We start from the raw sequence: 18,672 nt of genomic DNA, 5'->3' as shown, positions 1-18,672 counted from the left end.
GGCATTGACCGACCCTGACCGGCATGACAACGTCTCGCACCGAGCTGGGTGCGCTCGGAGAACAACTGGCCGTCGACCATCTGATCGGACAGGGCTGGGCCATTCTGGCCCGCAACTGGCGCTGCCGGTACGGCGAACTGGATGTGATTGCCGCGGACCCGGTGGCGCGCACCGTGGTGTTCGTCGAGGTGAAGACCCGCAGTGGTGAGGGTTTCGGCGGGCTGGCGTACGCGGTGCCACCGGAAAAAATACGCCGGTTGCGTCGGCTGGCCGGTGCGTGGCTTGTGGGCCAGCAGGCGCACTGGGACCAAGTACGTCTCGACGTGATCGGGGTGCGGATCGGGCGCAGCCGAACCCCGGAGATCACGCACCTACAGGGGGTGGGCTGAATGTCTCTGGGGAGGGCGTTCTCGGTGGCGGTACGCGGCCTCGACGGCTTGATCGTGGAGATCGAGGCTGACATCACTTCGGGGCTTCCCGGGGTGCACCTGGTGGGGCTGCCCGATGCCGCACTTCAGGAGTCGCGGGATCGCGTCCGCGCGGCGATCACCAACAGTGGGCAGCGTTGGCCCGCAGCCCGGCTGACCCTGGCACTGTCGCCGGCGACGCTGCCGAAGATGGGTTCCGTCTACGACATCGCGCTGGCCGCCGCCGTGCTCTCCGCCGACCGCAAAGCACCGTGGTCCCGGTTGGAGAAGACGGTGCTGCTGGGGGAACTCGCACTCGACGGGCGCGTGCGGCCGGTCCACGGGGTGCTGCCCGCGGTGTTGGCCGCCAAGAACGACGGCTGGGCTGCCGCGGTGGTTCCCGTGGACAACCTCGCCGAAGCCAGCCTGGTGGACGGCATCGACGTGTACGGCGTGGCGACGCTGGGGCAGTTGCACGGCTGGCTGGAGGGGGCCGCGCGGCTGCAGGACCGGATCACCACCGCGGCCCCGGTGACCGAGCCGGTCGCGGACCTGGCTGAAGTGGTCGGCCAGGCTCAGGCCCGATTCGCCGTCGAGGTGGCCGCCGCCGGGTCCCATCATCTGATGCTGACCGGTCCGCCCGGCATCGGTAAAACCATGCTGGCCCAACGCCTTCCCGGACTGCTCCCGGCGCTCACCGACAGTGAGTCGCTGGAGGTCACCGCCATTCATTCGGTCGCGGGTCTGCTCTCGGGCAGTGCACCGCTGATCACCCGGCCGCCCTTCATCGCGCCGCATCACAGCTCGAGCGTCGCGGCGCTGGTCGGCGGCGGCTCCGGGATGGCCAGGCCCGGCGCGGTGAGCCGCGCTCACCGAGGTGTGCTGTTCCTCGACGAGTGCGCCGAGATCCGGGTCAGTGCGCTAGAGGCGCTGCGTACACCGCTGGAAGACGGGGAGATCCGGCTGGCCCGCCGCGACGGGGTGGCCTGCTACCCGGCCCGCTTCCAGTTGGTCATGGCGGCCAACCCGTGCCCATGCGCCCCGGCCGACCCCAGGGACTGCACCTGTAAGTCGATGGAGAAGCGGCGCTACCTGGGCCGGCTGTCCGGTCCGCTGCTGGACCGGGTGGACCTGCGAGTGGAGATGCATCCGGTGCGCGCGGGTGCGTTCTCGGCGGCGGATGGGGAGTCGACCGCCGCGGTGCGCAGCCGGGTCGCGCAGGCGCGCGCCGCCGCAGCACACCGGTGGGCACCGCACGGCTTCCACACCAATGCCGAGGTCAGCGGGGCGTTGCTGCGCCGCAAGTTTCGGCTCAGCGCCGAGGCGATGGCCCCGCTGCGCACTGCGCTGGACCGCGGTCTGCTATCGATCCGGGGTGCCAACCGCACCCTGCGGGTCGCGTGGACCCTTTGCGATCTGGCCGGGCGGGCGTCTCCGGGACTGGACGAGGTCTCCGCGGCCTTGAGCTTCCGCCAAGCGGGTGCGGCCCGATGACCACCACAGACGCCACCACGAAGCGGGCGTGGGCCTACCTGTCCCGGGTTGCCGAGCCGCCGCGCCCGGAGCTGGCCGTACTGGTCGACCGCGTCGGTCCAGTGGAAGCAGCGGAACGGATTCGGTGCGGTGCAGTCGGCCCGGAGCTGGCCCGCCACACCGAGGCCCGACGCGAGATCGACGTCGCTGCCGACGATCTGGAGAACCTCGACCGCCGCGGAGGCCGCCTGGTCACCCCCGACGATGACGAGTGGCCGGTGCTGGCCTTCGCCGGCTTCGGGGGCGCCGAGGCCGCGGACAAACCGGATTGTCGGCCACCGCTCGTGCTCTGGGCGGTGGGTCCGGCTCGCCTCGACGAGATCGCCGAGCGAGCCACCGCGATCGTCGGCACCCGGGCAGCAACCGCCTACGGCGAGCTGGTGGCCGCGGATCTGGCCGCCGGATTAGCCGAACGCGACGTGGCGGTGGTCTCCGGCGGCGCCTATGGAATCGACGGCGCGGCGCACCGTGCGGCGCTGGCCGCAGACGGCACCACCGTGGCGGTCCTGGCCGGGGGCATCGACATCGCCTACCCGGCAGGCCATTCCGCGCTGCTGCATCGCATCGGCGCCAGCGGCCTGTTAGTCACCGAGTATCCGCCCGGGGTACGTCCGGCCCGCTATCGGTTCCTGACCCGCAACCGGCTGGTCGCGGCGCTCGCAGGTGCGACGGTGGTGGTGGAGGCGGGACTGCGCAGTGGAGCGGCCAACACCGCTGCGTGGGCCCGGCTGCTGGGCCGGCCGGTGGCCGCGGTTCCCGGCCCGGTCACGAGCGCGGCCTCGGCCGGCTGCCACGTACTGCTGCGCGGCGGCGCCGAGTTGGTGACTCGGGTCGACGAGGTGATCGAGCTGGTGGGGCGGGTTGGGGAACTTGCCGACGATCCGCCGCGGCCGGTGACACCTTTGGACGGGCTCAGCGCCGCCGAACGTCAGGTCTACGAAGCGCTACCCGGGCGCGGCGTGGTCACCGTCGATCAGATCGCCGTGGCCTCCGGGCTGGCGCCGTCGCAGGTATTCGGGCCGCTGGCGATGCTGGAGGTCGCCGGCCTGGTGGCCCGGCGCGACGGAAGCTGGGCGATAACCCGCCCGAAGCGGCAGCTCGTATAGTCGGCTGGAGCAGGCCGAAGACGGGAGACAGCGTGGCGGGACGACCGGTTCACACCTTCGAAGTTGTCCGCACCGAGCAGGCGTCGGCACACATGATTCGAGTGGTGTTGGGCGGCACCGGTTTCGATACATTCACGCCCAGCGCGTTCACCGATTCGTACGTCAAGGTGGTCTTTGTGCGCTACGACGTCGACGTCGCAGCATTGCCGCAACCGTTGACGCTGGACAGCTTCGCGGGCCTGCCGGACGAGCAGCGTCCGGTGGTCCGCACCCTGACGGTGCGCCGCGCCGATCCGCTGGCCCGGGAGATCGCCATCGATGTCTCGGTGCACGGGGACCATGGTGTGGTCGGCCCGTGGGCAGTCGGCGCCGAGCCCGGCGATCCGGTCTACCTGATGGGGCCCGCCGGCGCCTACGCGCCTGACCCCGATGCGGACTGGCACCTGCTTGCCGGTGACGAGAGCGCACTGCCGGCGATCGCGGCCGCACTGGAGGCCCTGCCGGCAGACGCGGTGGGCATGGCGTTTCTCGAAGTCGCCGGGCCCGAGGACGAGATCGCGCTGGATGCGCCGGACGGGATCGAGCTGAACTGGCTGCACCGCGGGGGACGGGCCGACCTGGTAGGGCAGGAGCGGGCCGGGGACAACGCGCCGCTGATCGAAGCGGTCACCACCGCGGCCTGGCCACCGGGCCAGGTTCAGGTCTTCATCCACGGCGAGGCCCAGGCGGTCATGCATAACCTGCGGCCCTATGTCCGCAAGGAGCGCGGCGTCGACGCGAAGTGGGCATCGATCTCGGGTTACTGGCGTCGCGGGCGCACCGAAGAGACGTTCCGGCAGTGGAAGAAAGAGCTCGCCGCTAAAGAATCAGCCGAAGAACAGACAGGCTAACGCGATGGCATTCGGGGATTACCAGTTCGAGATCTACCTGCAGGGCCTGGCCGGAGTGCTGCCCGCGCTGCCGATGACCTACACCGAGTTGGAGGCCAAAGCCGCTGCGGCGCTTTCCCCCTCGGTGTGGTCATATGTGGCCGGCGGTGCCGGTGACGAGCGCACCCAGCGAGCCAACGTCACCGCTTTCGACGGGTGGGGGCTCATACCGAGGATGTTCGTCGGCGCCGCCGAGCGCGACTTGTCGATCGAGATGTTCGGAATGCGGCTGCCCTCGCCGGTCTTCATGGCGCCGATCGGTGTCATCGGGATCTGCGCGCAGGACGGTCACGGCGACCTGGCCAGCGCACGTGCCGCTGCTGCCACCGGAGTTCCGATGATGGTGTCCACCCTCACCGCGGACCCGCTCGAGGATGTCGCCGCCGAATTCGGTGACACCCCAGGGTTTTTCCAGCTCTACACGCCCAAGGACCGGGAGCTGGCCGCCAGTCTGGTGCACCGCGCCGAGGCGGCCGGTTACCAGGCCATCGTGGTCACCCTCGACACCTGGGTTCCGGGCTGGCGTCCGCGTGACCTGGCCACCTCGAACTTCCCGCAGCTGCGCGGGCACTGCCTGTCCAACTACTGGTCCGACCCGGTGTTTCGGGCGGGGCTGGCCCAGCCGCCCGAGGAGAACCCGCAAGCCGCCATCTTGTCCTGGATCCAGACCTTCGGAAATCCGTTGACCTGGGATGACTTGCCGTGGCTGCGGTCGCTGACCGACCTGCCGCTGATCGTCAAGGGGATCTGCCACCCCGACGATGTGCGGCGTGCCCGCGACGGCGGCGTCGACGGCATCTACTGCTCCACGCACGGCGGCCGCCAGGCCAACGGCGGACTGCCGGCGCTGGACTGCCTGCCCGACGTGGTGGCGGCCGCCGACGGGATGCCGGTGCTCTTCGACTCGGGCATCCGCACAGGCGCCGACATCATCAAGGCCCTTGCGCTGGGGGCCACGGCGGTGGGCATCGGCCGGCCGTATGCCTACGGACTGGCTCTGGGCGGAACCGCCGGGATCGTGCACGTGCTGCGCTCGCTGCTGGCCGAAGCAGACCTGATCATGGCTGTGGACGGCTATCCGTCACGGCTTGATCTCACCCCGGAAACGCTGCGGCGCGTCACCTGAGCGCGGTCGACCGGTGTCTGAGACCGTGGTCGGTGTGGATGCGATTCTCGACGAGTTCGACGAGTACCTCGCTTTGGAGCGGGGCCGTTCTGACCACACCCGGCGCGCCTATCTCGGTGACCTGCGATCGTTGTTCGGATTCCTCGCCGCGCAGGGCCATACCGGTATCGAGGGCCTGAGCCTTCCACTGCTGCGCAGCTGGCTGGCCGCGCAGGCCGGCGCCGGTGCGGCCCGCAGCACACTGGCGCGCCGCACCTCGACGGTCAAGACCTTTACCGCCTGGGCGGCGCGGCGGGGGCTGCTGGCATCGGATCCCGGTGCGCGCCTGCAGCTGCCGAAATCACGCCGGACGTTGCCGGCGGTACTGCGCCGAGACCAGGCGCACGACGCGATGATTGCTGCGAAATCCGGTGCGCAGCAGAATGATCCCCTGGCATTGCGGGACAGGCTGATCGCTGAGTTGCTCTACGCCACTGCGGTGCGGGTCAGCGAACTGTGCGGCCTCGACATCGACGACGTCGACAGCTCGCGTCGGGTGTTGCGGGTGGTGGGCAAGGGCAACAAACAACGCACTGTGCCGTTCGGGGAGCCCGCCGCCGACGCGCTGCAGGCATGGCTTGCCCGGGGGCGCCCGCCGCTGGCAACGTCGGACTCCGGCCCGGCGTTGCTGCTCGGTGCTCGCGGCGGTCGCCTCGACCCCCGTCAGGCCCGCACCGTGGTGCACCAGACCGTCGCCGCGGTCGGGGGAGCACCGGATATGGGGCCACACGGGCTGCGCCACACGGCGGCCACGCATCTGTTGGAGGGTGGAGCAGACCTGCGGATCGTGCAGGAGTTGCTCGGGCACTCCAGCCTGGCTACCACGCAGCTCTACACCCATGTCACCGTCGCCCGGCTGCGTGCCGTGCACGATCAGGCCCACCCGCGGGCGTGACGGTGCGGTCAACTGTCGAACTGCCGTCGGGGCTGGTCTCCTACCTTGACTTTCGTCCCGACGATCCCGATTTCTGCGCGGCCGGGACCGTGGTGCTGCTGCATGGGGGCGGCACGGACAGCGCCGAGCTGTCCTGGGGAGAGGTCGGGCCACGCTTGGCAGCCGGCGGCTTCCGGGTCATCGCTCCTGATCATCCCGGCTGCGGTAAGAGCCCGCTGCCCACGTGGCGGGTGACCCAGCAGCGGCTGGTCGCCTACGTGGGGGAGTTCGTCGACGCGCTCGAACTGGATCACTACGCCGTCGGTGGGCTGTCGCTGGGCGGGGCCCTGACGATCGGGCACGTTTTGGACCGCCCCGAACGGGTTACCGCGGCACTACTGTTGGACAGTTACGGGCTGATGCCGCGGCTGGCCGGCGGCCGGCACATGCTGGCGTGGGCGATGCAGCGCACCGGTGCACTGGATCTCGCCACCCGCTGGATGGCGACCAATCGCGCCGCGCTGACCTGGAGTCTGAAATCGCTGATCCGTGATCCAGCCCAACGTAGCCCCGAACTGATCGCGGAGATCATCTCCGCCGCACGCCAACCCGGGTTTGTCGCGTTCGAGCAATGGCAGCGCGACGAGATGTTGTGGAACCGGCTGAAAACCGACTACACGGCGCAGCTGGCGTCGTTCCCGTGTCCGACGCTGATCATTCACGGCGACCGGGATGCCGGCGTGCCCGTGGCGCGCGCGCGAGCGGCCGCCGAACTGATCCCGCACGCCGAGCTGAAAGTCGTTGCCGGCGCAGGCCATTGGGTCCAACGGGACCAGCCTGACGTCGTCATCGCCGCCATGATGGATTTCCTGCGTCGACTGCCGCCGCGGTAGTCGCGCTCACACCAGATACCGGTTTGAGCCGGATCGGCGTCGAGACCAACAATCCCAACGGATCGACGTAGTCGGCCCGTGACGCCGGCCCCCACATCGCGCCCCAGTGCAGGCACGCGGCGCAGCCTGGGTGGCCGGACTCCAAAGTGCCGATCATCGATCCGGCGGCCACCAGCTGACCGACCCGGACCGCCGCGGACACCGGCTGATAGCTGGTGCGTAACCCGCCGGGATGGGCCAGTGAGACCACCGGCTGTCCACCGGAACGCCCGGCGAACACCACCGTTCCCGCGCCGGCGGCGTACACCGGCTGGCCCGGTTCCCCGGACAGGTCCACCCCCCGGTGGCCGCGCTGCCAATCCGGGCGCGGGGCGTCGAATCGCCGCACCACCGCCGGGCGCGGCTGCAGCGGCCAATCCAGCCGAACCGTGTCGCCGTGTGCCGGGGCCGCCAGCAAAAGTCCCCCGACCAGCAACAATGGCACGCATCGCATGTGCCCAGTTCACCTCGGTAGCCCCGAATCGGGCCAGTCACCGCTGTGGACAAAGCACCTGCTCGGACGGTGTAAACTCATTTGCGCAGTTCGCTTATGCGGGCTGACTTCGCGTGCCTGCGCCACAACGCAGATGCCGGGTGGTCCCCGACAGGGGTCCGACATCTCAGCAGGCACCAGGGCCCGGCCTCACCCGACGCCGGGCGACAACCGACAAAAAAGGAACCATGGACTCATGGCTGTCGTAACCATGAAACAGCTGCTGGACAGCGGCGCCCACTTCGGGCATCAGACCCGTCGTTGGAATCCCAAGATGAAGCGGTTCATCTTCACCGACCGCAACGGCATCTACATCATCGACTTGCAGCAGACGCTGACGTTCATCGACCAGGCGTACGAGTTCGTCAAGGAGACCGTCGCGCACGGCGGCACCATCATGTTCGTCGGCACCAAGAAGCAGGCTCAGGAATCGGTCGCGGCCGAGGCCACCCGGGTCGGGATGCCGTACGTCAACCAGCGCTGGCTGGGCGGCATGCTCACCAACTTCTCCACCGTGCACAAGCGCCTGCAGCGCCTCAAGGAACTCGAGGCCATGGAGCAGACCGGTGGCTTCGAAGGTCGCACCAAGAAGGAAATCTTGATGCTGACCCGCGAGAAGAACAAGCTGGAGCGCAGCCTCGGCGGTATCCGCGACATGAACAAGGTGCCGTCGGCCGTCTGGGTCGTCGACACCAACAAGGAGCACCTCGCGGTCGCGGAGGCCATCAAGCTGGGCATCCCGGTCATCGCGATCCTCGACACCAACTGCGACCCCGACCAGGTGAACTACCCGATCCCGGGCAACGACGACGCCATCCGCTCGGCGGCTCTGCTGACCAAGGTCATCGCCTCCGCGGTGGCCGAGGGGCTGCAGGCCCGGGCAGGTCAGGGCAACGGCGAGGGCAAGGCTGCGGCCGAAACGGTTGAGCCGCTGGCCGAGTGGGAGCAGGAACTGCTGGCGGGCGCCACCACCGCGGCGCCCGACGCGGACGCCGCGGCTGCCGGCGCCGAAACCACCACCGACGCATCGTAGGAAAGGCACACAACAGTGGGGAACTACACCGCTGCCGACGTTAAGCGGCTTCGGGAACTCACCGGCTCAGGCATGATGGACTGCAAGAATGCGCTGGCGGAGAGTGACGGCGACTTCGACAAGGCCGTCGAGGTGCTGCGCATCAAGGGCGCCAAGGATGTCGGCAAGCGCGCCGAGCGTGCCACCGCCGAAGGTCTGGTCGCGGCCAAGGGCGGCGCCCTGATCGAGCTGAACTCCGAGACAGACTTCGTCGCCAAGAACGACGAGTTCAAGGCTCTCGCCGACGAGGTCGTCACCGCCGCCGCGGCGGCCAAGACCTCCGATGTCGAGGAGCTCAAGAGCGCCAAGATCGGTGACCGCACCGTCGGTGAGGCCATCGAGGCGTTGTCGGCCAAGATCGGCGAGAAGCTCGAACTGCGTCGCGTCGCCTACTTCGACGGCACCGTGGAGACCTACCTGCACAAGCGGGCCTCCGACCTGCCGCCGGCCGTCGGTGTGTTGGTCGAGTACAGCGGCGACAACACCGAGGCGGCTCACGCCGTGGCGCTGCAGATCGCCGCACTCAAGGCCAAGTACCTGAGCCGCGACGACGTTCCCGCCGAGCTGGTGGCCAACGAGCGTCGCATCGCCGAAGAGACGGCCAAGGAGGAGGGCAAGCCCGAGGCTGCCCTGCCCAAGATCGTCGAAGGCCGGGTCACCGGCTTCTTCAAGGACGTCGTGCTGCTCGACCAGTCGTCGGTGTCCGACTCGAAGAAGAGCGTCAAGGCGCTGCTCGACGAGGCCGGCGTGACCGTGACCCGTTTCGTGCGGTTCGAGGTCGGACAGGGCTAGTCACTTTCGTACGAAATTCACCGCCAGCGCCCGTTGATCGGGCCTGGCGGTGATTTCGTTTGGGCGTCACTGGCCCGGCGCCTTCGTCGGATAAGGTCACCGGCATGCAACATGTGCACGCCTTCGGCGACGATGCGCTCGGTGACTCCGACACGGTTGGCCTGGTCGAACGACTCCGATCGGGCGAGGTGTCGGCCGCCGAGCTGATCGACGCCGCGATCGCGCGCACCGAAGCGGTCAACCCGCAGCTGAACGCCCTGGCCTACCGGGCCTTCGACCGCGCCCGGGCGACCGCCCGGCAGGGCAGTGGCGGCCACTCGGGGTTCTTCCACGGAGTCCCGACGTTTATCAAGGACAACGTCGATGTCGCCGGGATGCCGACCATGCAGGGCACCGACGCCTGGCAGCCCCACCCGGCCGCCGTCGATGGCGACTTCGCCAAGCTGTACCGCAGCACCGGGCTGATCGCGCTGGGCAAGACCCAGTTGAGCGAATTCGGCTTCAGCGCTTCGGCCGAGCATCCGCGGATCGGCGCGGTCCGCAACCCGTGGAACACCGACTACACCGCTGCCGCGTCGTCGTCGGGGTCGGCGGCGTTCGTCGCTGCCGGGGTGGTGCCGATCGCGCACGCCAACGACGGCGGCGGGTCCATCCGCATCCCCGCGGCCTGCAACGGACTGGTCGGCCTCAAGCCGTCGCGAGGTCGCCTGCCGCTGGACAAGGACCTGCGTGCCATGCCGGTACGGATCGTTTTCAACGGAGTGGTGACCCGTTCGGTGCGCGACACCGTCGCCTTTTACGCAGAGGCGGAACGGATCTCGCGCAACACCAAGCTGGCGCCGATCGGCGACATCCGGGCACCGGGTGCTCAGCGCCTGCGGGTCGCGGTGATCACCCAGTCGATCGCCCGCGAGACGTCTGCGGAGATGCGTGAGCTGACCTTGAAGACCGCGGCCCTGCTCGAGGAACTGGGTCACCGCGTCGAGTATCTCGATCGTCCACCGGTACCGGCGCACTTCGCCGACGACTTCCTGCTCTACTGGGCGTTTTTGGCGACCGCGTTGGTTCGGGGCGGACGACGGATGTTCGGTCCCACTTTCGACCGCAGCCGGCTGGACAACCTGACCCTGGGCCTGGATCGCCACGCCAGCCGCCACCTCTACCGGCTGCCGCTGGCGGTCGCCCGGTTGGCGTCCGTGCGCCGGCGGCACACCTCGAAGATGTACGGCGACTACGACGTCGTGCTCACGCCGACGCTGGCCCACGAGACGCCTCGGGTGGGCCATCTGGACCCCACGGCCAGCTATGAGCAGGTCATCGACCGGCTGATGGACTGGGTGGCGTTCACTCCGCTGCAGAACGCCACCGGCGAACCGGCGATCTCGCTGCCGCTGGCCGAGTCCGCGGCCGGCTTGCCGGTGGGCATGATGTTCAGCGCCCCCCTCGGGCAGGACGCCCGGCTGCTGGAGTTGGCCTACGAACTGGAGGCCGCGAAGCCCTGGCCCACGATCGCCGCCCGGGCCTAGCGGGTCGCCGCCATCAACCCAGCCGTCACTCCGCGCCGATTCGCTCCAACATCTGCCGCAACCGATGCTGCTCGGCCGCGCTCAGCGCAGCCAGCACGCGACCGTCGGCGATGCGCACCGCATCCTCGGCCTGCTTCAGCAGATCCCGGCCGGCGTCGGTCAAGTTCGCCGGCAGTGCCCGCCCGGACGGCACCGATTCCGGGCGGCTCACCGCGCCGCGGTTCTCCAATCGGTGCAGCACGGTGTTCATGGCCTGCGGGGTGACGCCGGTGTGGCGCGCCAGTTCGGCGCTGGACAGCCCGGGGCGCAGCGACAACACCCGCATGCAGACGAATTCGGGTAAGGCCAGCCCCAGCGGTCCGAGTACCGCGGTCACCTGCGGGCGCAGCGCCGAGCTGACCCGGTACAGCAGATATCCCAGCGGGGCACCGTCCACGTCTTCCATATCAAATATCCTGACATACAAGGTCTCTGCGCTGAGCCGCTATAGATCGTTTCCCGCGTAGGACAGATTGAAGCTCTTATTGGTCAGCGGGAAGTCCGGGACGATGGTGTCGGTCATCGACACCGGCAGCGCCGGCCAGTTGAACCAGGACGGGTCCACGATCTTCGCGCGGCCGATGACGCCGTCGGCCCCGATCTCGACCCGGTGCACGATGCTGCCGCGCCAGCCCTCAACGATGCCGACCCCGCTGCGAGGACCGGTCGGCGCCGGAAGTTGCGCTCGGACATCGATCGGCCCGTCGTGGTTGTCGATCAGGTTGCGGCACAGCGCTACCGACGCCGCGAACTCGTCGCGGCGAACGGTATAGCGGGCGAGGACGTCGCCGGCGCTTGCCGTCACCTCGGTGACCGGAAGATCGGTGGTCGGATGGTCGAGGCGGGCGTCGGTGACAATCCCGCTGGCCCGAGCCACATAGCCCAGGGTGCCCATCGCCACGGCGTCCTCGCGGTGCAATACCGAGGTACCGGCGAACCGGTCGTAAATGACCGAGTTGCCCAACGTCAGCTCGGCGATCTCGGCGACGTCATCAGCCAGATCCTGCAGCCGCTCAGGGTCGGGGAGTGCTTGCAGCGCAACACCCCCGGGACTGATCGCTCCGCGCAACAACCGGTGTCCGGTCACCTGCGCGTTGATGCGCAGCGCAAGTTCACGGACTCGCTGGGTATGTGCATTGGCCAGGCCGAAACCCACATCGTTGGCCAGGGCGCCCAGGTCGGCGACGTGGTTGTAGAGGCGCTCGAGCTCGACGAGCAATGCCCGCAGCCGGTGCACCGAATCGGGCAGCTCGACACCGAGGGCGTCTTCGACCGCCAGGCTGTGTGCGAGCGCGTGGCCGGCGGAGGTGTCACCGCTGATCCGTTCGGCCAGATCGACCGCCCCGGCGGCGGCCCGGCCTTGAAAGAGCCGCTCGATTCCGCGATGCACGAACCACAATCGTGCCTTGAGACGCAACACCGATTCGCCGACGACCGAGAACCGGAAGTGGCCCGGCTCGATCAGACCGGCGTGCACCGGACCGACCGGGATCTCGTACACCCCCGCGCCGTCCACCGTCAGGAAGGGAAAGTGGTCCGCCGCAACGAAGTCTCCAGGTGGCCCGGCATCGTTGCGCATCGGGTGCCAATCGTTTGGCCAATGCGCATGCCGTACCAGGCGGCGCGGCTGCGGATGTCCGATCGGGGTGATCCCATACAGATCGAGCATCTCGCGCTCGAATCGGCCGGCCTGAAACGACATCCGGGCCAGTGACGGTATCTCCGGGTTGTCCGTCGGAACGGTCAGGATCAGTTCAGTGCGGCGATCCGGGCGCCCGGCGACGAATAGGTACACCACCCGCAGGGTGGCCCCGTCGTCGTGGGCGGCTACCAGGGCAAGCCGGAACCCGTCGGCTAACAGGGCGGTTGCCGCGCCGACGAGTTGGCTGTCGGTGACCGGCTGGGCGCGGGTGATGGGGCTCATCAGCGGACTCCGAGTTGGCTTGCGGCAGTGCTGAACAGTTCGGAAAGCGGGCCCGCGGTCACACCCAGGGCGAGCGAGGCCAGCACCCCGGCAACCAGCGCGCCAGCGACCGTCACCGGCACCGGGATCGACGGACTGTCGGCGCCCGGGGTGCCCAGCAGCATCCTGCCGGAGTTGCGCAGCAATGCGGCGAATGCCACCAGCAGTGCCAGCAGTGCCACGCCCAGCGCCCACGCCAGCCGGGCGTCGGCCAGCGAGATCGCGATCGCCACCTCGCTGGCGAACATCGCGAACGGCGGCAATCCGAGCAGGACCACCATCCCGACCGCGAACGCACCGCCGATCAACCGGGATCTGCCGAACACCGCGGTGATCTCGCCGATCGCCGTCGTACCGTGGGCGGCCTGCAACTGCCCGCCGGCCAGGAACAGCACGGTCTTGCCGATGCCGTGAGCCAGGACGTGCAGCAGCAGTGCCGTGATCGCCAGTTGAGTGCCGGCCGCCGCCGCGACCGCCATCAAACCCATCGTCTCCATCGACGAATAGGCCAGCATCCGCTTGAGATCGGTCGTGATGGTGAGCAGCAACGCTGCGATCAGCAAGGTCACCAAACCGGCGGCCAACAGTGCGGTCCGCAGGAAATCCGGGCCCACTGCGGCATCGATGATCGGTTTGACCCGGATCAGTACCGAGAACGCGACGGAGAGCAGCACCCCGCTCATCAACGCCGAAACCGGTGCCGGGGCCTGGCTGTGCGCATCCGCGAGCCAGGTGTGAAACGGCGCCAGGCCCATCTTGGCCCCATAGCCGATCAGCAGCAGTGCGCCCGCCAACCGGGTCACCGCCGGGTCGAGCCCAGCGGCATGGGCGGCCAGCACGTCCAGGTCCAGCGCATCTTCGCCGACGGCTCCGGCATGCAGCGTGGCGAAATGCAGCAGCACGGTGCCCAGGAAGGCGATGGTGATGCCCACCGAGCACACCATGACGTATTTCCAGGTGGCCTCCAGGGCGGCGCGGCTGCGGTGGTGCCCGACCAGGAACGCGGTGACGATCGTGGTGGCCTCCACCGCGATCCACACCACGCCGATGTTGTTGGCCGACACCGCAAGAGCCATCGCCGCCAGGAACGCCGGAGTCAGGATGCCGTACAACCGCGCGCCGCGATCATCGGTGTGCCCACGAGCCAGTTCGGCACCGATGTAACCGATGCTCGCCCAGCTGGCCAGACTGCCGACGACACCGATGACGATCAGCATGGTCACCGACAGTGCATCGGCACGCAGCAGGCCGTTCAGAACCAGATGCGCCTGATCGCCGACCTGAAAACCGAGGGCGACACCGCATCCGAGGATCGTCAGGGCCGACAACACCGTGACGGCGGCGCTGAGCCGCCGCCAGCCGAGTACCACCGAACACAGTGCGGCCAGCACCGGTGCCAGCAGGGGTAGCAGGATCAGAAGCGTCATCAGTCGTGCAGCTCCCGCAACAGGTCCAGGTCCACCCCGCCAAAGGCGTTGCGCAGCTGTCCGGTCAACACTCCGAGCACGATCAAGACGAACAGCACATCCAGCGAGGCGCCGAGTTCGACGATCAGCGGGACGCCGGCGGTCAGCAGGAACGCGGTCGCAGCGATCCCGTTGTCCAGCATCAGCAGCCCGACGGCCTGTGAGATGGCGTGGCGGCGGGTCGCCATGATGAACAGCGCGATCAGCACCGTCGCGATGGCCGCCGGGGCGGCGTTGGTCGAGGTACTGGGTGCCAGTGCGACCACCGGTTGGGCGATGGTGAACGCCGCGACCACCAGTGCGGTGACCATCAGCAGCGAAGCGGTGGTGCTGACCAGGGGAGCGGACTCGCGGCGTTCCTGGCGTTCGGCGCCCAATGCCCGGTGTAGCAGCCACGGCAGCAGCACCGCACGTACCGCCAGCACACCGAGGCCCACCAGGAGCAGGGCTGGATCATGGTCGTGCACACCGCGAATCACCGGGATGGCGGCCAGCGCGACACCTTGGGCGACGAGCAACCGGCGCACCACCACCGACAGGTCGCGATGCCAGACCGCCAGTACCGCGGCCAGCAGCACGCCACCGGCAGCCAGGTCCAGCATGTTGACGTAGGTCATCCGCCTGCCCCCGAGAAGAAGTTCGCCGCCGTCACGGCGAGCAATGCCAGTACGAAGGACCCGGCGAGTAGTTCGGGCACCCGAAACAGCCGCAGCTTGGCGAGGAAGACCTCCACGGCTGCCATGATCGCGGCCAGCACGGCCACCTTGAGCGCGATCGCGCCGGCACCGACAATCAGTTCGAGCGCACCGGGGTTTGCACCCGCGATGCCCCACGGAAAGAACAGATTCGCCAGCAGCGCCAGCAGCACCGTCAGCCGCATGCCGCTGGCCCATTCGACCAGCGCCAGCTTGGGTCCGGCGTATTCGAGCACCATGGCCTCGTGCACCATCGTCAGCTCCAGGTGGGTGGACGGGTTGTCCACCGGCAGCCGGCCGGTCTCGGCGACGATCACGATGACCAGCGCGACGAAAGCCAACGCGCTCGCCAGTGAGATCACCTGACCGGGGTGCTGGCTGGTGTTGCCGACGATGGCCCCCAGATTGGCCGAGTTCGCCGGGATCGAGCACGCGAACACCGCCACCAGGATGGTCGGTTCCACCAGGGCCGCGATGGTGATCTCGCGGCTGGCGCCCATTCCGCCGAAGGCGGTTGCGGTGTCGATGCCGGCCAGTGTCAGAGCCACGGTGCCCAGGAAAAGCAGGCCCACAACGGTGATCAGGTCGGCGATCGGGTCCAACGGCGAGCCGGTCGCCACCAGTGGCGCGGCGGCGACGATGACCAGGGTGGTGGCGGCCAGCGCAACCGGCGCAGCGGCGAACACCCAGGTGGTGCCGCGTGGTTTGAGGTTCTGCTTGCCCAGCAGTTTGCGCATGTCACGCCAGGGTTGCCAGATCCCGGCACCGGCGCGGCCCTCGGCGCGGGCCCGCACTTGGCGCATCAGACCGATGACCAGGGGGGCGCCCGCGATGACACCGGCGACCTGCACGAAACCCGCCAGGTAAGCCATGACGTTCATCGCGCCACCAGCATGGCGATCAGCACACCCACCGCGCCGTAGGCCAGGTAGAGGTGCACGCTGCCGGTGTGGGCGCGGCGCACCAACTGTGCGGCGGCGGCCACGGCCCGCAGCAACGGGGCATACCAGCGGTCTTCGACGACATCGGCCACCCGAGCCCGGTAGGCGATCCGCTCCACGTAGTAGCTCGACGGCGCTTGGCGGGTCACCTCGACGGCGGTGTCGGTGTGCAACACGTCGTCGAAGACCTGCTGCAGCGGTTGGGCGAACGACGTCGCGGTGTACTGCATGCGCGGGCTCAGATCGTCTGCGCCGCAGGCCCACAACGGCACCGTGGCGGTGCTGGGGCGCGCACGGGCGCGCCAGCGAGAACCGATCAGCACCACGACGGTGGCGGCGGCCAGGACGGCGGCCAGCAGCCCGGGCGACATGGACGCATCCAGCCCGGGAATGCGTAGGTAAGTGCCGAGAGCCGGCGCTGCCCCGGAGATCGGCAGCGTGTCGAGCACCCGATGCAACAGCGGGCCCACGGTGCCCGGCGCGACGGCCAGCACCACACAGGCGAGTGCGGCCAGCGTCATGCCGGCGAGCATCGTGGTGGGCGCTTCCCGGGCCGCTGCGGCGGCATCCGAGCGCGGGCGGGCCAGGAACCCGATTCCGAACGCCTTGACCATGGCGGCCACACCCAATCCGGCGGTCAGTGCGATCGCACCCACCGCCAGCGGTGTCACCAGGGTGATCGTGACGTCATGGTCGGCTCGGGCATGCATCAGCGACTGGATCAGCAACCATTCACTGACGAAGCCCGCTCCCAGCGGTAGGCCGGCGGCGCCGAGCGCGGCCACCCCGAACAGTGCTGTGGTGCCCGGCATTCGGCGGGCCAGGCCGCCGAGTCGATCCAGGTCGCGCAGGCCGGTGGCGGCCAGCACCGACCCGGCGCCCAGGAAGCCGAGGCTCTTGAACGCACTGTGGGCGAGCAGGTGCAGCAGCGCCGCGACGGCGGCAACGGCTGCCGCGTCGCGCGAACCCGCGCCCGACAACAACGTCGCCGCCCCCAGGGCCAGGGTGATCAGCCCGATGTTCTCCGTCGTCGAATATGCGAGCAGCCGTTTGAGGTCCGTTGCCACCGACGCCTGCAACACCCCGTACAGCGCCGATGCGCCACCGGCGATCAGCAGCGTCAGACCCCACCACCGCGGGCCGGGACCGAGCAGCTGCAGGTCGACGCGAACGATGCCGTAGATGCCGAGATTGACCATGGCGGCGCTGAGCAACGCCGAGACCGGGCTGGGGGCCTCCGGGTGCGCCCGCGGCAGCCACGCGTGCAGTGGGAGCAGTCCGGCTTTGGATCCGAAACCGATCAGGGTCAACACGAATACGGTGTTGCGCACGGGATCGGGCAACGCGCCGCTACCGCCGAAGTCGTCGCCGGAGTGGGCTGCCAGCACCACCATTCCCAACAGCAGCGACACGAAACCGAGCTGGGTCATGACCGCGTAGATCAGCGCGGCCGAACGCACCTCGCTGCGCTGTTGGTCGGTGAGCACCAACACCAACGAGCTCAGCGCCATCAGCTCCCAGGCGAGCAGGAACGTCGTCACCGAGCCGGCCGCCGGGACTGTCAGCAGGGTGGCGACGAACAGCGGCAGCGTCAGCAGCGGGACGGCGCCGTAGCGCTCGTGGCGCGCATAGCCGATCCAGTACAGGCCGGCGGCCACGGCCACCGCGCCGGTCAGCACCATGAAGAATCCGCCGAGCGCATCGATACGCAGCTGCACACCCAGTAGCGGGACCAGCCAGTCGATGCGGACCGCGGGCACGCTGCCGAACACGCCGGCCAGGCCGAGACCGACCCCGGCCGCACCGATCCCGGCCGTGGCGGCACCGCTGAGGGCCGCCGCAAGTGTCGGGTGATGCGAGGTGTCGGGGGAGGAAACCGCCAGCGTGCTCACCGGCCGGTCACCGACCTCAGCGCGGCGAGGATCTGTTCGGGCGTCGGCGGACAGCCGGGAATCTCGACATCGACTTCGACCACCTCGCCGACCGCCCCCACGGTGGCGTACGACTGCGCGAACAGCCCGCGGTTGAGGGCGCAGTCCCCGCACGCGATGACTTTGCGCGGCTGCGGGGTGGCCTCCAGGGTGTTGCGCAGCGGCTCGGCCATATTGCGGGTGACCACCCCGGTGACCAACAGGGCATCGGCATGACGCGGCGAGGCGACGAGCCGGGCGCCGAATCTCTCGGCGTCGTACACCGGGCCGAAAGCCCCGGCGATCTCGATCTCACAACCGTTGCACGATCCGGCGTCGACATGGCGGATCTGCAGGGACCCCGCGACGCCTCCCGGCGGGTCGGTGGCGGCCGGGGGGCGGGCACCTGCCGGTTCGGTGACACGGCCCAGCGCACGGATTCTGGTGAGCCAACTCATTGCCCGGCCCGCAGGTCATCGAGGAGGGCCACTTGTTCGTTGAGCAATCCGGTCAGCGCCTTGCGGGCCACGACGAGCAGTTCGGTGATCAGCGGCGAGGCGATGGAGTACACCACTGCGTTGCCGTCCTTGGTCGCCGTCACCACGCCCGCGCGGCGCAGGACACCCAGTTGTTGGGACAGATTCGATGCCTCGAGCCCGATCTCGGGGAGCAGCTCGCTGACGGTGTGGTCACGTTCGGCAAGCAGTTCCAGGACGCGGATCCGGGCGGGGTGCCCGAGAGTCTTGAAGAACTCCGCTTTCACCTGATGGAGCGAGTTCGGCACAGCGCAGACCATAGCAGCGAACGCATCAATTGAAAATATTTTCAT

At 69.0% G+C, this 18,672-nt stretch carries 19 protein-coding genes; 10 read left to right on the top strand and 9 right to left on the bottom strand.

Annotation, left to right across the window (positions count from 1 at the left end):
- The first annotated feature begins 23 nt into the window (after window positions 1-23).
- From ACJH71_RS07105 to ACJH71_RS07075, 7 genes are read left to right on the top strand one after another with little or no spacing between them, the layout of a single operon-like run.
- On the top strand, window positions 24-389 hold the full coding sequence (locus tag ACJH71_RS07105; protein ID WP_406757326.1) for a YraN family protein: 366 nt from the start codon (window positions 24-26) through the stop codon (window positions 387-389).
- Complete coding sequence (locus ACJH71_RS07100; RefSeq protein WP_406757325.1) at window positions 390-1,901, top strand: YifB family Mg chelatase-like AAA ATPase; 1,512 nt, start codon at window positions 390-392, stop codon at window positions 1,899-1,901.
- Window positions 1,898-3,046 (top strand): DNA-processing protein DprA, encoded by a 1,149-nt coding sequence (dprA, locus tag ACJH71_RS07095; protein ID WP_406757324.1) that lies wholly within the window; start codon window positions 1,898-1,900, stop codon window positions 3,044-3,046. Before ACJH71_RS07100 ends, dprA begins: the two co-directional genes overlap by 4 nt.
- Before the next feature lie 32 nt (window positions 3,047-3,078).
- Window positions 3,079-3,936: a siderophore-interacting protein gene (locus tag ACJH71_RS07090; protein WP_406757323.1), complete on the top strand. Its 858-nt coding sequence runs from the start codon at window positions 3,079-3,081 to the stop codon at window positions 3,934-3,936.
- A 4-nt stretch (window positions 3,937-3,940) separates the two neighbouring features.
- Window positions 3,941-5,101: an alpha-hydroxy-acid oxidizing protein gene (locus ACJH71_RS07085; RefSeq protein WP_406757322.1), complete on the top strand. Its 1,161-nt coding sequence runs from the start codon at window positions 3,941-3,943 to the stop codon at window positions 5,099-5,101.
- 34 nt (window positions 5,102-5,135) lie between these two features.
- On the top strand, window positions 5,136-6,035 hold the full coding sequence (locus tag ACJH71_RS07080; protein WP_406757614.1) for a tyrosine recombinase XerC: 900 nt from the start codon (window positions 5,136-5,138) through the stop codon (window positions 6,033-6,035).
- A 2-nt stretch (window positions 6,036-6,037) separates the two neighbouring features.
- Window positions 6,038-6,907, top strand: a complete 870-nt coding sequence (locus ACJH71_RS07075; protein ID WP_406757321.1) for an alpha/beta fold hydrolase — start codon at window positions 6,038-6,040, stop codon at window positions 6,905-6,907.
- On the opposite strand, the gene ACJH71_RS07070 is transcribed toward ACJH71_RS07075, so the two are convergent.
- Window positions 6,861-7,400, bottom strand: coding sequence for a M23 family metallopeptidase (locus ACJH71_RS07070; RefSeq protein ID WP_406757320.1), 540 nt, complete (start codon window positions 7,398-7,400; stop codon window positions 6,861-6,863). The genes ACJH71_RS07075 and ACJH71_RS07070 overlap by 47 nt on opposite strands.
- 235 nt (window positions 7,401-7,635) lie before the next feature.
- On the opposite strand from ACJH71_RS07070, the gene rpsB reads away from it, so the two are divergent.
- The 3 genes from rpsB (at window position 7,636) to ACJH71_RS07055 (ending at window position 10,829) form a co-directional block, all read left to right on the top strand.
- On the top strand, window positions 7,636-8,472 hold the full coding sequence (gene rpsB, locus ACJH71_RS07065; RefSeq protein WP_406757319.1) for a 30S ribosomal protein S2: 837 nt from the start codon (window positions 7,636-7,638) through the stop codon (window positions 8,470-8,472).
- Window positions 8,473-8,487: 15 nt separating this feature from the next.
- Window positions 8,488-9,303, top strand: coding sequence for a translation elongation factor Ts (gene tsf / locus ACJH71_RS07060; protein ID WP_406757318.1), 816 nt, complete (start codon window positions 8,488-8,490; stop codon window positions 9,301-9,303).
- Between the two features lie 104 nt (window positions 9,304-9,407).
- A complete protein-coding gene (locus ACJH71_RS07055; protein WP_406757317.1) occupies window positions 9,408-10,829 on the top strand; it encodes an amidase in 1,422 nt (473 codons plus the stop codon).
- A gap of 25 nt (window positions 10,830-10,854) precedes the next feature.
- Here the strand turns inward: ACJH71_RS07055 and ACJH71_RS07050 are convergent, their stop codons facing one another.
- From ACJH71_RS07050 to ACJH71_RS07015, 8 genes are read right to left on the bottom strand one after another with little or no spacing between them, the layout of a single operon-like run.
- The gene (locus ACJH71_RS07050; protein WP_406757316.1) at window positions 10,855-11,274 is read right to left on the bottom strand and encodes a MarR family winged helix-turn-helix transcriptional regulator; all 420 of its coding nucleotides are present in this window, start codon (window positions 11,272-11,274) and stop codon (window positions 10,855-10,857) included.
- Window positions 11,275-11,313: 39 nt separating this feature from the next.
- The gene (locus tag ACJH71_RS07045; protein WP_406757315.1) at window positions 11,314-12,792 is read right to left on the bottom strand and encodes an NADH-quinone oxidoreductase subunit C; all 1,479 of its coding nucleotides are present in this window, start codon (window positions 12,790-12,792) and stop codon (window positions 11,314-11,316) included.
- The gene (locus tag ACJH71_RS07040) at window positions 12,792-14,258 is read right to left on the bottom strand and encodes a proton-conducting transporter membrane subunit (RefSeq protein ID WP_406757314.1); all 1,467 of its coding nucleotides are present in this window, start codon (window positions 14,256-14,258) and stop codon (window positions 12,792-12,794) included. Before ACJH71_RS07040 ends, ACJH71_RS07045 begins: the two co-directional genes overlap by 1 nt.
- Window positions 14,258-14,914 (bottom strand): hypothetical protein, encoded by a 657-nt coding sequence (locus ACJH71_RS07035; protein ID WP_406757313.1) that lies wholly within the window; start codon window positions 14,912-14,914, stop codon window positions 14,258-14,260. The genes ACJH71_RS07040 and ACJH71_RS07035 overlap by 1 nt, the downstream gene beginning before the upstream one ends.
- The gene (locus tag ACJH71_RS07030) at window positions 14,911-15,864 is read right to left on the bottom strand and encodes a respiratory chain complex I subunit 1 family protein (protein ID WP_406757613.1); all 954 of its coding nucleotides are present in this window, start codon (window positions 15,862-15,864) and stop codon (window positions 14,911-14,913) included. The genes ACJH71_RS07035 and ACJH71_RS07030 overlap by 4 nt, the downstream gene beginning before the upstream one ends.
- Window positions 15,865-15,869: 5 nt before the next feature.
- On the bottom strand, window positions 15,870-17,825 hold the full coding sequence (locus ACJH71_RS07025; RefSeq protein ID WP_406757312.1) for a proton-conducting transporter membrane subunit: 1,956 nt from the start codon (window positions 17,823-17,825) through the stop codon (window positions 15,870-15,872).
- Window positions 17,822-18,301: an NADH-quinone oxidoreductase subunit B family protein gene (locus ACJH71_RS07020; RefSeq protein WP_406757311.1), complete on the bottom strand. Its 480-nt coding sequence runs from the start codon at window positions 18,299-18,301 to the stop codon at window positions 17,822-17,824. The genes ACJH71_RS07025 and ACJH71_RS07020 overlap by 4 nt, the downstream gene beginning before the upstream one ends.
- A complete protein-coding gene (locus ACJH71_RS07015) occupies window positions 18,298-18,639 on the bottom strand; it encodes an ArsR/SmtB family transcription factor (RefSeq protein WP_406757310.1) in 342 nt (113 codons plus the stop codon). The genes ACJH71_RS07020 and ACJH71_RS07015 overlap by 4 nt, the downstream gene beginning before the upstream one ends.
- Window positions 18,640-18,672 lie beyond the last annotated feature (33 nt).

Source organism: Mycobacterium sp. SMC-15 (assembly GCF_045310925.1).
Lineage (GTDB): Bacteria > Actinomycetota > Actinomycetes > Mycobacteriales > Mycobacteriaceae > Mycobacterium.
Note: the sequence above shows the minus strand (reverse complement) of the source record. Positions and strands in the feature narration are given on the sequence as shown.